A 13,564-nucleotide genomic window follows, 5' to 3' on the forward strand; every position below is an offset into this window, starting at 1 on the left:
CTGGCCACCGCCGGCTGCGTGGGGGCGGATTTGGCGAATTTGGTCAACGAGGCCGCCCTCCGGGCGGTACGCCTGGGCCGCCGGGCGGTGAACCAACAGGATTTGCTGGCCGCCTTTGAGCTGGTCATTGCGGGGACGGAGAAAAAGGGCAGCGTCCTCACGGAGTTTGAGAAGAAGCTGGTGGCCTACCACGAAGTGGGCCATGCCATGGTGGCCTACCGGCAGAAGAACACCGAGCCGGTGCAGAAGATCACCATTGTCCCCCACACCCAGGGCTCCCTGGGCTACACCCTGATGATGCCCGAGGAGGACAAGACGGAGCTGCGCACCCGGGACGAGCTTTTGGCCCGGATTGCCGTGTCCATGGGGGGGCGGGCGGCGGAGGCCGTGGTGCTGGACACCATGACCAACGGCGCCGCCCAGGACATCCAGGACGCCACCGCCATTGCCCGGAACATGGTGGCCATGTACGGCATGAGCGACCGCTTTGGCATGATGGCCCTGGCCTCCAAGCGCAGCCAGTATCTGGACGGCGGCTACGGCATGGACTGTGCCCAGGACACCGCCGCCGCCCTGGACGAGGCGGTGCGGGAGATTTTGGACCACTGCTATGCCCAGGCGGTGTCCATCCTGGAGGAGAGCCGGGCGGACGTGGACAAGGTGGTGGCCTATCTGTTGGAAAAGGAGACCATCACCGGCGGGGAGATGGTGGCCATCATCCAGGGCCGGGACCCGGAGGAGGCGGAAGAGCAATCCTCCGGCCAGGAGCCCCCCGACCCCGGTCCCACCACCCCCCAGGAGCCGGAGGCCAGCAAGCCGCCGGAATTTGCCCAGGAGGCGGAGGACGACGGGTTTGATGGGTTCCATTGAATCAGATGAATCAGAAAAGAGGTCAAGCTCACCCGCTGGGGTGGAGCTTGACCTCTTTGTATCAATCAAGGGCTGGGCAAATGGGGGGGAATCGACGAAAAAGATTGACAATCCTGTAAAATCCTGATAAACTAAGCCCAGGAAACAATCATCCGTTTTGGATGTTGCGTTTGTTTATTTTAGGAAAGCCAAGATAAACAACGGCAGCCGTGGGGAGTGCCAGCTCCCCACGACCTGCGCAGGCCCCAACCGCCTACACAAAGGGATTTTATCCCAAGCCTGATAAATATTATAGCACACGTCTCAGTGTTTTCGCAAGACACTTCTTTTGAACCACAAATTCCTCAAAAAAATTCCTCTAACGACGTAAAATGTGTCATAAAATACCGGTGGTTCTTTTTGGTTTTGCGGCTTCTCCTTTTGTGTGTATATGTGTTGAAAAGGCACTGTGTAGGACATAGCAATATGCCTGCATGGTGTTTTCTTGCTTTCTCCGAAGTCGGGATAGGGGTGAGGCTGGGTGCGTGTGACCCCGGCCTTGCCCCTCGGCGGAGGAGCATATACACAACCCAAGGAGAGGGGCAAATTGGAATGGCCAAGAGAGATTCGATCAGGGGCAGGGGGAAGAACATTCGCCTGACCCCCATGACCCCAGAGAAGCGGAGGTACCTGGACCAGCAAGCTTTTTTGGAAAGCCGCACGGGTGACTTTTACCCAAAGTATGTACCGTATACCGAGGACCAGACAATCATGGCATGCCTTGCCATCTGTGAGAGCCACTTGTGGGGCTATGTGAACCCTTTTAGCGACGAGGATTACCAAGAGCTGCTCCTTGACATAGGGTTTTGGATTCAAGAGGCCTTGTATGTCCACTATTGGGAAGCGGAGCCCAGCTTAACCTGGGCGGACTTCCTTGCCCTGACCCAGGGACGGGAGGACATAATGGAGGCGGCCCGGCGGGTACTGCAGTACTTCCATTTTCGCTGCGAGCCCGGCATGGATGTCTTTGAGCAATGGGATATCCTAAACAGCGGGGCCCCAGGCAACTATGACTATGCCTCCCGGAAGGACCTCAACCCAGAGGAAAGCCCACCGTTGCTTGTCCCCATTGAGGAGCTGAGTGCGCAGGTAGACTCAATGGTACAGCTGATGGAAGTGGCGCTGTTCATACGCAAGAAGGAGCAGCACCGGAGCTTGACCTGGAAGAACTTTTGCGCCGCCTTGGAGGCCGAGCCCGGCCTCACCGATGTGCTGGCCCAGAGTATCCGCTGGCAGTTTTCCCTGAACCTGCCCCGGTACAAGGAGATCTGGGAGTGCCCCATGGTCATCATCCCGCCCCTGCGGGCTTCGTGAAAGCATCCCCGGACTGTGTGTCCTGCCCCATGTTGTGCTGTCTGCATAACATGGGGCAGTTTTTGTGTGCCGGACGGGGGTGTCATGGTTCGTTTCCCCTGCCCTGTCCACGGGCCCGGATGCTGGCGGCTTTCTTGGCCCATTGTTCTGCCTGGGCGTATTTCCCCTCTTTGTGATACAAGTCAGCCAGATTGTCATAGCAGTTTACGGTGCTGGGGTGGTCCTCCCCCCACACCTTTTTTTCGATGTCCAGAGCCCGCTTGTACAAGGTTTCTGCCTCCTGGTACCGTGCCTGCCGGGTGTATACCTGGGCCAAATCCTGGTAAATGGGGGACAGGTTCAAATGCTCCGGGCCCAACAGCCGTTCCCGAAGGTCGAGGGTTTGCAGCAACAGGGCTTCCAGCTCTTGATTCACGGCCTTCTTGGCCTGTTCCAGCAGGGAGTCTGTGTCCCGCAGTCTCCGTCGTGTTTCCTCTGGCGTCCAGCGCTCCTCTGTCGGGGCCGTGGGACAGGGCGGCGCAAGCCTTTTTTGCACCAAATCCTCCAGCGGCTGTGGGGAGAACAGGATGCGCAGCTTGAGGAAGGAATAGAAATCATAGGCCCCTGTGGCCAGAAGATCGTCCCCGTAGGGCGTGGTAAGGAAAATCAGGTTTTTTTCCAGCCGCGCCAGCATGTCCCGGCTGAAGTTCAGGCGCTTCACGTCCTCCTCAGTCTGTACTGCAAGTTGTAGGTTGGCGAGGAAAACGGTCTGCACATCCTCCTGCCCAGCCAACCAGGCGGAAAAGCCTTGAAAGGAGTACGGGCCAGGGTGTTCCCGGTAGTCATAGACTGCCACCGGCCCCTCCCGGTAAACGGAGAGAATCTCATTTTGCAATTCCTCTTCCGCCACCACCAGGAAGAAACCCTGTTCTGCGTGGTTGAGAATCCAACCAAGAGCCTGATAGCCGTCTTGATTACGCTCTGTCATCTGTGATGATCTCCTGCCTCCGCAAAAACTTGACCACCAGCGGGTGGACGTTGTGCCAACGCTTGCCGTTGTACTCCAGCACGACAGATGCCTGAAGCAGCTTTAACAGCCTTTCTTTTTCCTGAATACGTTCTTTGTTTCCGTTATAAATATTTGTCAAAAAGTCGTAATCATCTGCTTCGATTCGCCGGGTCAAAGAAGTTTGTAGTTCTTCCAGAGCTCGATCCGCGTCCTCCATAGAGACTGCGGCAGCCCCCCGGCGCTGGGCCCGCTTGGCAGCGGTGTTGATGCTATGGAACAAATCCCGCAGGGAGCCTCCGGTATATTGGATGATGGTTTCCAAAACCTGGGAGTCAAACAGTGATACCTTGGCTCGCTTTTTTACAATTTTCTTTATGACCTGGATTCCTTCCTGAAAGGGCTGGCCTTCTATGGTTTCGATTTTAATCATCGGCAGGGTTTTTATAATAAAGTAGCTCTCCATGGCGGAGAAGCGGGGGTCGTAGGAGAGGGCAATGGGGAAGGTATAAATCACCGGGAAGGGCATTCCGGAGAGAATGGCGGCATAGTGGTAAAAAACCTTCCAGGCGTCCTCCGGGTTCAGTTTGTCCAGGTCCTCGAAGATGAGGACCGGTTGCTTCCCGCCGGTCTCCTGGGCGATGTGTGCCGCCACAGTGCGTAAAAGCTGGACCCATTCGCTGGTGCGGACATTGAGCGTTTTCCGGTACTCTGTCCGCTTTTCTTCGTTATACTTCAGGTCCGCTTTCATGTCCACAAATAAGGCCAAAACTGTGGAAAGAATGCCGGGTGTTTTGGTGGACAAGCCTGCTTCTATGGAGGCGCCCTTGGCCTCCTGGGTGGTCCAGCTCTCTGTCCCGGCCGCCCAGAAGGTCTCAATGCGGGAGAGGGTGTCCGCCCCAATGTCACAATGGAGCTCAGCGGCCAGGGACACCAAGGCCTCCGCCATCAAGATAAATAGGTCAGCGTGGGCCATGTTCAATAAGTCCAGGTCAACGCTGCATTGAATGGTTTTGACGGGATGGCCTGCCGAGAGGAAACGCTCTGAAAGGCGGTTCAACTCCGTGCTCTTTCCACAGCCCCGGTGGCCCAGGAGCAGGAACGCAGCGTCTGCCCTGCCCTCTTGGCAGAGGTCAAAGATATCCTCCATAGGGGAGGTGTACTTGTCGCTCATGCGTTGTTCCATGGTATCCGTGCAGTAAAACTCTGCGAGCTGGTCTATGTTCAACGGTTCCGGAGAAAAGGCGTTGAACATATCGGACAGTTGATGGGCATATTTCATGGGAAACTTCCTCCTATGGGCAGATGTTGCAAGCGTTCTATAGAAACCCCGCTAGGTTGCAAAGCAGCGGGTAAGAGAAGGCCCTAGCCTTGCTTCTGGGCAGCACAGCAGGGTGTTACCGCCTCCCGTTCCAAGTACCCCTCCCCCCAGCTGCACATGGCGTCCAGGACGGGGAGCACGCTGGCCCCGAAGGGCGTTAGGTGGTACAGGGTCTTTGGTGGGGTCTCCGGGATCACCTCCCGCAGCAGCATCCCGCAGCGCCCCAGCTCCCGGAGCTGTTGGGAGAGCATTTTGGGGGTGGCCTGGGGGATCAGGCGTTGCAGCTCCATATAGTGCAGGGGTCCCTGGCGCAGGTGCCAGAGGATGAGGGGCTTGTGCTTGCCGCCGATGAGGGATAGGGTGGCCTCTACGGGGCAATGAAATTGAAGTTCTTTCATGGGACTGTCTCCATTCTGCTACCCTTTTGGGAAGTACCGCACCCAAAAGTGCCTTCTTGCGCTTCCCGCCCAGGGTGGTACACTGTAAACAGCGGTGGACCAATACACCCGCTATTATACCCCTTTGGGAATAAAATGCAAGAAAGGATGAGACCCTATGGATTTTCTCACCATGGCAAAACAGCGCTGCTCCATGCGCAGTTATTTGGAGCGAGAGGTGGAAAGGGAAACGCTGGACCTAATTTTGGAGGCAGCCCACGTGGCCCCCACGGCGGCGAATTTACAGCCGGTGCGCCTGTTGGTGGTGCGCAGCCCAGAGGGGCGGGCTAAGCTCCAAGGCTGTGCGGAGCTCTACGGCGCCCCCCTGGCCATCGTGGCCTGTGCCGACCGCCGCAAGGCCTGGACCCGGCCCTTTGACGGGAAGCAGACCGGGGACATCGACGCCGCCATCCTCACCGACCACATGATGCTCCAAGCCACAGCCCTGGGGCTGGGAAGCGTGTGGATTGCGTTCTTCGACCCCAAAAAGGTCCAGGCGGCCTTCCACCTGCCCCCGGAGGTGGAGCCGGTGAGCATCCTTGCCCTGGGCTACGCCGCCGCACCCCCCGCCGCCCCAGACCGCCACACCACCCAGCGCCTGCCCCTGTCAGCGGTGGTGGCCTATGAGGACGGGCAGCAGTGGTGAGCACGCCTTGCAAGCTGGCTTGGGATGTGGTAATATAGTACCATAAAGAGCAGGAGTGCGAGGGCAAGCCGATGACAGCAGCGGCATGATGGACGCCAACCTGTTGCAGAAGGGCGAGGACTTTGACCAACGGACGGAGACTGGTTGCTCCGTCCGTTTTTTGCCGCCGTAACAGCCGCCTCCCCCTGGCATCCTGGGGCCAACTGTGGTACAATACAGGGCAATGTTTAAGAATAAGGAGGGGGCGCGGTATGATTCGGCCCTTGGAAACAGCGGATTTGGAGGCGGTGGCAGCGCTGTGGCTGGCGGCCAACCTACAGGCCCACGCCTTCATCCCAGCCCAATATTGGCGGGAGCATTACCATCCCGTCCGGGGGCTGCTGGCCCAGGCGGAGGTATATGTCTATGAGGTGTCCGGCGTCCTTCAGGGCTTCATCGGCCTGGACGGGGATTACATCCCAGGGCTGTTTGTCCAGCCGGGGGTCCAGTCCAGGGGCATCGGGAAGGCGCTGCTGGACTTCGCCAAGGCGGGCAGGCCGTCCCTGTCCCTACAGGTGTACCAGAACAATACAGGGGCCCTGCGCTTTTACCAGCGGGAGGGCTTTGTGATCCAGGACGCGGGGGTAGACCAGGACACAGGGGAAGGGGAATACACCATGGTCTGGACTGCCTAACCCATCTCCCCCAAGTCCTCCGGCAGCAGGGCCATGAGCGCCTCCCGGCTGGGGGCCGCCGTTAGGGTGGCCAGACGGTCCGCCTGGCGGGACACCGCGGCTTCAAAGCGGTTGCGCACCTCCCGGGCGTTGCCAAAGTTCCCGTCCCGCTGGTCGTATAGGGCCTGGAAGCCCTGGGCGGCCAGGGCTTGGGCCTGGTCTGTGAGGACGTAGCCGTTCTTTTGGCACAGGGCGGTGAAAATGTCTAGGAGCTGCCCCCCGTCGTAGTCGGCAAAGTGCAGGACCAGCTTGAAGCGGCTCTCTAAGCCGGGGTTGCTGTGGAGAAAGCGCTCCATAGGCCCGGGGTACCCCGCCACAATCACCACCAGGTCCTGGCGGTGGTCCTCCATGGCTTTCAGCAGCACTTCAATGGCCTCCCGTCCAAAGTCCTGCTCCCCCCGCTCCGGGGAGAGGGCGTAGGCCTCGTCGATGAACAGCACGCCCCCCAGGGCCTGGTCCACCACCCCCCGGGCCTTTAGGGCAGTCTGGCCGGTATAGCCTGCCACCAGCCCCGCCCGGTCCACCTCCACCAGCTGCCCCTTGGACAGAACCCCAATGGCCTGGTAGAGCTTGGCCACCAGCCGGGCCACGGTGGTCTTTCCCGTGCCGGGGTTCCCCAGGAACACCATGTGCAGGGATTGGGGGGCTGTGGGCAGCCCCGCTTCCTCCCGGAGGCGGCGGACCTTTACCAGGTTAATGAGGCTGTGGACCTGGGCTTTCACCGCCTCCAAGCCCACCAGTCCGTCCAGCTGCGCCAAAAGCGCCTCCAAGCTGGGCGCTTCCTCCTGGGGGGCCTCCGGCCTCTCTTCCGGGGGCTGCGCCTGGACGGGCAGGGGTTCCGCTGCCGGGACAGCCGCCGGCAAGGGTGGCGGGGCCGGCGGCGCCGGGTCCCCAGGCAGGCCCAGGGCCGCCCAGCCCCGGTGGAGGCGGGAGAGCCCCTCCTGGATGCAGGCGGTGACGGCGCTGCCCCCTGCGTCCCCCGCCTGAGCCAGCAGGGCCCATAGGGCGGGAAGGGCCGCTAAAAACTGCCGGGCGGTGCTGTGGCCGGTCTGCTGGTCGTAGCGGCACAGCCGGGGGAAGAAGGGGGGCTCCGGCAGAGGCCCCGCCTCCCCTACCTGGTGGACCAGGGCCCAGAATAGGGTCTCCTGGCCGTCCCCCTCCTTGAGGGCGTTATATAAGGTAGCGTGATCCGGGGTGATGGTCACGCCCCCCGCCCGCCACAGGCTCTGGGCACAGGCCTGGAAATAGGCGTCGGGCTGGAAGGCCAGGCGCAATCCCGGGTCCGGGAGCTGGCGGCGGTAGGCGGAAACCAGGCGGCGGTAGTCCTGGCGGACGGCATCGGCAGAGCGCATGGATGGGCTCCCCCCCTCTCTCAAAGTTTCCTGATTATACCATACCCCGCCCCTGGCTTTCAAGCCTCCCCCCAGGGATAGCGGCCAGGGGGGCAGAAGAACAGATATCTAAGGTTGACGAATTTTGTGTATGTGTGGTACAATATAACCCAATGATTACAAATGATTACAAAAGCGTGGGCCAAGAAGGAGGAAACGGAATGGACAACAGGAATACCCTGCGCAGCCAGACGGTGCAGTGCACCCACTGCGGGGAATACTATTCTGTGACCTATGATTACTGTCCCTTCTGCGACGCAGGGCGCAAAGAGGCGGAGAAGAAAAAAGGCTCCTTGCTGGGTGGTTTGCTGGGAAGTCCAGAGCCGGAGAAGAAGAAACCCCGCAGCCAGGGCAGTGATAAGAATGCCGGACGGGGACGTCCCACCCCCCGCCGCCGGGACGAGAGCCAAGAGCGGGCCGGCCGGGAGACCGGGCGCATCCCCCCTGTCGGCCGGGAGACGGGGCGTATCCCCCCCGTGAGCCGGGAGACGGGGCGTATCCCCCCCGTGAGCCGGGAGACCGGGCGCATCCCCCCTGTGAGCCGGGAGACCGGGCGTATCCCTCCTGTGAGCCGGGAGACCGGGCGTATCCCCCCTGTGAGCCGGGAGACGGGGCGCATCCCCCCTGTCGGCCGGGAGACGGGGCGCATCCCCCCCGTAGGCCGGGAGACAGGCCGCATCCCCCCGGTGTCCCGGGACACCGGGCGCATCCCCCAGGAGCGGAAGGAGGCCGCCGTGGCGGAGGAGCCCCCCCGCCGCAGGAAGAAGATCAGCGAGATGACCGAGGAGGAGCGGGCCGCCAACCGGGCCCAGCGGGAGGCCCGGGCCGCCCAGCGCAAGCGGGAACGGGAACGGGCCGCCGCGGAGGCCGCCGCCAAGGCTGCCCAGAAGGAGGCCGCTGTCAAAGCCGCCCAGGCAGCGGAGCGGGGCGAGGCCCCCGGCCCGGTGTTTGAGACCATGACGCCCCCCCCCAGCTTCGGCTTTGAGCCGGACAGCGGGGCCCATACCCAGCCTGTGGGCCATCCAGAGGAGGAAAAGAGCAGCTCGGGGATCATCCGTACCATTACCATCCCCCTGAAAGGGGCGGGCCTGGCTGCCGCCGTGGCCGCCGCGGCAGAGCTGGCGGAGACAGAGGGGGCGGCCCCCGCCGGGGAGCCGGAGCAGCCTGCGGCGGAGCACCAGGAGAAGGCCCCGGAGCCCGCCCCCCCCGGAGAGGAAGAGCTGGCCCAGAGCCAGTGGGCCTTTATGCGGGACCTGGAACAGAGCAGCAGCGGGACCGTGGTAGAGGTGGCCGGTGACCTCAACGGCCTCGGCCAGGAGGGCTCTACCCCGGCGGCAGAGCAGCCCCAGGAGGAGGCGCCCCCAGCGGCCCCCGCCCCCCAGCCAGAGGCCCCGGCCGCCCCAGAGGCCAAGGGAGCGCAGCCGGAGGCAGAAAAGGCGGCACAGCCTGCTTCCCAGGAGCGGGAGCAGCCCCCGGCGGAGCACCAGGAGAAGGCCCCGGAGCCTATCCCCCTTGCCCCGGAGGACCTCCCTCTCAGCGCATCCCGGCGGATGAACCGGGTGCCCCCTCCGCCTCCCCCAGAGGTGGACCCCACCGTGGAACCGGTCAGCGGGGACCCGGATATCATCATTCCTAAAATCGAGACCGAGGAGGACTTGGACAACCTCCTGGCAGAAATACGGGAGATTTTGGCGGAGGACAGCCCCGGCGCCGCCCACGCCAAGGCGGAAGAAGAGGCCACCACAGTGTTCGCCCCCCACATGGAGGTGGACGAGCCCACCAAGCCCATTCCCGTCCTGCCCAAGAAGGGCGAGGCGAAGCCCTGGGCAGCCCCCGCCCCGGAGCAGTCCCCCGCCCCGCCGGCCCCGGAGAAGGACGCCGGCTTGGAGGCGGAAGAAGAGGACGACGACGTTCTGGACGCCCTGGACGAAGAAGAGGAGGACGACGACGAGGCGCTGTTCCTGGACCAGCAGCCCGGCAAGAAAGAGAAGAAGAAAAAGAGCGGCTTCCAGGTGGCAATGCTGGCCCTCTCCCTTGTCATCATCGTTGTGGCGGGCTTCATCGTGGCGCGCAACTTCATCCCCGCCCTGCAAACCGGCATCTTTGCCGGCCTGGGGAAGGGGGAAGAGGAGGAGCAGAAGGACACCGCCCAGACCTTCATCCTGAACCAGAAGGACATGGTGTTCAGTGAGCCGGGGATGACCACGGACCTGGTGCCCACCTTCGCCCCCGAGGGCACCACCGCCAGGCTCACCTGGTCCTCTAGCAACAACGCGGTGGCCAGTGTGGACGAATACGGCAAAGTTACCACCATCAGCCCCGGAGAGGCCACCATTGTGGCCGCCATGGCCAGCGGGCAGAGCGCCCAGTGCCAGATCCGCTGCAACTGGACCGTGGACGAGGGGGGGAATGTGACCCCCACGGAGCCAGGGGCAGAGGGGCAGCCGGAGGGGGAGGGACAGCCCACCGCCACCGGGGAGATGTCCCTCAGTGACGAGACCCTTTCCCTGGACAGCCCAGGGGCCGCCCGGCAGCTGACCCTCAACGGGGCCGCCGGGGAGGTGCAGTGGAGTTCCAGCAAACATAGCGTGGCCACTGTGGACCAGAACGGAACCGTCACGGCCGTGGCCGTGGGCGGGGCCACCATCACAGCAACTTGCGACGGCAAGACCTTCACCTGCGAAGTGCGGTGTATATGGTAAACGTTTTTGAATAAATGGAAGGTCGCCCTCTGGGGCGGCCTTCTTCTGAAAGGGGCAGTTTTTTATGAAAGGATTATTTTACCCTGGCAGCATCCTCTCCCTCCACCGCAAGGCTGCCCGGCGGCTGGTGGCCTCGGGCAATGGCGACGCCGCCCTGCTGTACCTCTGCCTTTTAGAGGGCCGGGATGCCGCCGCCCTGAAGTGGGACAGCCAGCGCCTGGAACATGCCCGGGCCGCCCTGGTCTCCCTCCAGCTGGTGGGGGAGGACACCCCGGTGGCCCCCCCGCCGCCCCAGAAGCTAGAGGACAACACCCCGCCAGACTACAGCACCCAGGACATCACCCAGGCCCTGCAAGGGGGCGGGAGCTTTGCCCTGCTGGTGCCGGCGGTGGAAAAGGCCCTGGGGAAGCTCCTCTCCCCGGCGGATTTGAAGAGCCTGTATTTTATCTATGACTACCTGGCCTTGCCGGCGGAGGTGATCCTCCTGCTGGTGAGCTTTTGCACAGAGGAGGCAGGGGCCAAGCACCCCGGGCGCAAGCCCACCCTCCCCCAGATCAAGCGGGAGGCGGCCAAGTGGCAAAAGGCCGGGGCCACGGACCTGGACCGGGCGGACGAATACCTCCACCGCCGCCAACGGCTCAACAGCCGGGGCATGGAGATTCTTGCCCTCCTGGGCCGGGGGGACCGGAAGCCGGTGCCCAAGGAGGAGGCCTATTTGGACGCTTGGAGCCAAATGGGCTTCCCCGACGAGGTGCTCACCCTGGCCTACGAGCGCACGCTGTTCCACGTAGGGGAGTTCCGTTGGAGCTATATGAACGGTATCCTGGGCAGTTGGCAAAAGCAGGGGCTGTACACCGCCCAGGCCATCCAGGACGCCGAGGGGCAGCGCCAGCCCAAGTTCCAAAAGCCCGCTCCCTCCCCCGCCGCCCCCCAGAACAGCGCCAATATCTCCACCGACGACATCGACCGTATGATCCAGGCCGCCCAGTGGGCCGCCGCCCAGGGAAAGGAGGACGCCCATGGCATACAGTGAGGCCGCCATCACCCGGGCCCAGCAGCGGCGGGAGGGGCAGGTCAAGGCCCACCGCCAGCAGAGGGAGGCTTTGCGCCAGAGGGTGTTTGAAAAGCTCCCCCAGGCCCGGGCCCTGGACCAGCAGCTCCGGCAGACCGCCCCCAAAATCCTTGCCGCCGCCCTGCGCCAGGGGCTGGACCAGCAGGCGGCCCTGGCCGCTTTGCGCCGGGAAAACCTGGCCCTTCAGGACCAGCTGGCCGCCCTCCTGGACCAGGAGGGCTTCCCCCACGACGCCTTGGAGGACACTCCCCTGTGCCCCCTGTGCAACGACCGGGGCTGGCGGGGCAGCGCTATGTGTACCTGCCTAGAGGGGCTGTGCCGCCAGGAGCAGATCCGGGACCTGTCCTCCCTGCTGGATTTGGGGGAGCAGTCCTTTGACAACTTCCGCCTGGACTATTACGACCGCCAGGTCTGGCCGGACTTCAAGCGCTCCCCCCGGGAGAACATGGAGTTTGTCCTCTCCAACTGCCGCAGCTATGCCGAGCTCTTTGGCAGTTATCCCTATAAGAACCTCTTCCTCTACGGCAACCCCGGCCTGGGCAAGACCTTCCTCTCCGCCTGCATTGCCCGGGTGGTGGCGGAGGGGGGGCATTCCGTGGTGTACGACACCGCCTCCAACCTCTTCGCCCGCTTTGAGGCCCGGAAGTTCAGCCGGGACGACGATGCCGCCGGGGAGGACGTGCGGCGGTACCTGAACTGCGAGCTGTTGATTTTGGACGACCTGGGCAGTGAGTTCTCCTCCCCCTTCATCCAGGCGGCCCTGTACGAGGTGGTGAACACCCGCCTAGCCCAGGGCCAGCGCACGGTGATTTCCTCCAACCTGAATATGCCGGCCATCCGCCAGCGCTATACCCCCCAGCTGGCCTCCCGGCTGGAAGGGGAATACCTCTTCCTGCCCTTCTTCGGGCAGGATATCCGGCTGTTGAAGAAGGGGCAGCGGTGAGATTGCAGGAGGGGGCGGAAGTCTGACGGGGAAACGCCATGGTTTCTCGCTGAAACTTAAAACATCTGTAACATTTCTGGCCTTATTTTGCAACATCTCTCCGCTATAATAAAAAGCACGATACGAAACCCGCACAGCGGAACGCGTCTCGTACTGCTTATGTCTCCGATCCAGTGCCGGGATCGAGGGCAAGAGATCTTCTTTTCATTTTTAACCTTCGGGAAAGGAGGGCGGAGCAATCCGCCCTCTTTTCCTGTCTGGAAGGCCCTCTTCAATATATCTTGGATATTCAATTGAAAAAGCAAACAGTGGAAAACTCTACATTGACAAACCCACCCTTCCCTGCTATATAATAGGGAAACGACAAAAAGGAGGGGTTTTTGTGAAGCTTCCTGGGAACGGCCCCCTGCGGGGCCATATCTTTGCCCTGGTTACGGTGCTCATCTGGGGCATGACCTTTGCCGCGTCGCAAATCATGGTGGGATATCTGGACCCCTATTGGTTCATTGTCCTGCGCTTTGCCCTGGCCTGGTTCCTGCTCTTCCTCCTCTCCCCCAAGCCCTTGAAGCCCATGGCGTGGAAGCGGGAGCGCTGGGTGGTCCTCTGCGGCATCCTGGGCATTACTTTATATTACATCCTGCAAAACATCGCCCTGCTCAACAGCACCGCCTCCAACACTGGCATCCTGGGCTCCACCTCCCCCATCTTCACCGCCCTGTGGCTGTGCATCTTCTCCCGGAAGGTGAAGCTGCGGCCCCTGTTCTTCCTGGGCTTTGGGCTGTGTATGGCGGGGGTGGTGGCCATCTCCGGGGGCGGGGGCGGCGGCGTCCACCTGCTGGGGGACAGCATCGCCCTGGCGGCGGCCCTGTGCTGGGGGCTCTATTGCGTGTTTGTGGTGAACACCGAGGGCTTAGGCTACACCGCCCTGCAAATGACCCGGAAAATCCTCTTCTGGGGGGTGCTGCTGTGCCTGCCCTTCGCCCTGCTGCTGGGGGATGTCACCACCGCCCGCGCCTTCGCCACCGAGGGGGCGCGGATCTGGGGGGCCTTCCTCTATGTGGTGGTGTGCTCCTCCATGCTGTGCTATGTGTTCTGGGGCAAGGCCACCACCCTGCTGGGCAGCGTCACCAC

The 13,564-nt window shown here is 62.4% G+C and carries 12 protein-coding genes; 8 read left to right on the forward strand and 4 right to left on the reverse strand.

Features of this window, described 5'->3' with window-relative positions:
- The coding region (locus ACTOZL_RS09215; RefSeq protein ID WP_482478057.1) for an ATP-dependent metallopeptidase FtsH/Yme1/Tma family protein at positions 1-870 on the forward strand (870 nt) is incomplete at its 5' end.
- Positions 871-1,620: 750 nt separating this feature from the next.
- A complete protein-coding gene (locus ACTOZL_RS09220) occupies positions 1,621-2,223 on the forward strand; it encodes a hypothetical protein (protein WP_482478059.1) in 603 nt (200 codons plus the stop codon).
- Positions 2,224-2,305: 82 nt separating this feature from the next.
- On the opposite strand, the gene ACTOZL_RS09225 is transcribed toward ACTOZL_RS09220, so the two are convergent.
- The 3 genes from ACTOZL_RS09225 to ACTOZL_RS09235 form a co-directional block, all read right to left on the reverse strand.
- The gene (locus ACTOZL_RS09225; RefSeq protein WP_482478060.1) at positions 2,306-3,190 is read right to left on the reverse strand and encodes a tetratricopeptide repeat protein; all 885 of its coding nucleotides are present in this window, start codon (positions 3,188-3,190) and stop codon (positions 2,306-2,308) included.
- A complete protein-coding gene (locus ACTOZL_RS09230; RefSeq protein ID WP_482478061.1) occupies positions 3,177-4,490 on the reverse strand; it encodes a hypothetical protein in 1,314 nt (437 codons plus the stop codon). The genes ACTOZL_RS09225 and ACTOZL_RS09230 overlap by 14 nt, the downstream gene beginning before the upstream one ends.
- 83 nt (positions 4,491-4,573) lie before the next feature.
- Positions 4,574-4,927, reverse strand: a complete 354-nt coding sequence (locus ACTOZL_RS09235; RefSeq protein WP_482478062.1) for a winged helix-turn-helix transcriptional regulator — start codon at positions 4,925-4,927, stop codon at positions 4,574-4,576.
- Positions 4,928-5,084: 157 nt separating this feature from the next.
- Between ACTOZL_RS09235 and ACTOZL_RS09240 the strand changes: the two genes are divergently transcribed.
- Complete coding sequence (locus ACTOZL_RS09240; RefSeq protein WP_482478063.1) at positions 5,085-5,612, forward strand: nitroreductase family protein; 528 nt, start codon at positions 5,085-5,087, stop codon at positions 5,610-5,612.
- A gap of 251 nt (positions 5,613-5,863) precedes the next feature.
- Positions 5,864-6,286: an N-acetyltransferase gene (locus tag ACTOZL_RS09245; RefSeq protein WP_482478064.1), complete on the forward strand. Its 423-nt coding sequence runs from the start codon at positions 5,864-5,866 to the stop codon at positions 6,284-6,286.
- Here the strand turns inward: ACTOZL_RS09245 and ACTOZL_RS09250 are convergent.
- Positions 6,283-7,677 (reverse strand): AAA family ATPase, encoded by a 1,395-nt coding sequence (locus tag ACTOZL_RS09250; protein WP_482478065.1) that lies wholly within the window; start codon positions 7,675-7,677, stop codon positions 6,283-6,285. The genes ACTOZL_RS09245 and ACTOZL_RS09250 overlap by 4 nt on opposite strands.
- A gap of 200 nt (positions 7,678-7,877) precedes the next feature.
- Between ACTOZL_RS09250 and ACTOZL_RS09255 the strand changes: the two genes are divergently transcribed.
- The 4 genes from ACTOZL_RS09255 to ACTOZL_RS09270 all read left to right on the forward strand — a co-directional run.
- On the forward strand, positions 7,878-10,418 hold the full coding sequence (locus ACTOZL_RS09255) for an Ig-like domain-containing protein (protein WP_482478066.1): 2,541 nt from the start codon (positions 7,878-7,880) through the stop codon (positions 10,416-10,418).
- A gap of 64 nt (positions 10,419-10,482) precedes the next feature.
- On the forward strand, positions 10,483-11,451 hold the full coding sequence (locus ACTOZL_RS09260) for a DnaD domain protein (protein WP_482478068.1): 969 nt from the start codon (positions 10,483-10,485) through the stop codon (positions 11,449-11,451).
- Positions 11,438-12,433, forward strand: a complete 996-nt coding sequence (locus ACTOZL_RS09265) for an ATP-binding protein (RefSeq protein ID WP_482478070.1) — start codon at positions 11,438-11,440, stop codon at positions 12,431-12,433. Before ACTOZL_RS09260 ends, ACTOZL_RS09265 begins: the two co-directional genes overlap by 14 nt.
- Positions 12,434-12,815: 382 nt before the next feature.
- The coding region (locus ACTOZL_RS09270; RefSeq protein ID WP_482478071.1) for a DMT family transporter at positions 12,816-13,564 on the forward strand (749 nt) is incomplete at its 3' end.

The sequence above is a fragment of the Evtepia sp. genome, assembly GCF_056797215.1.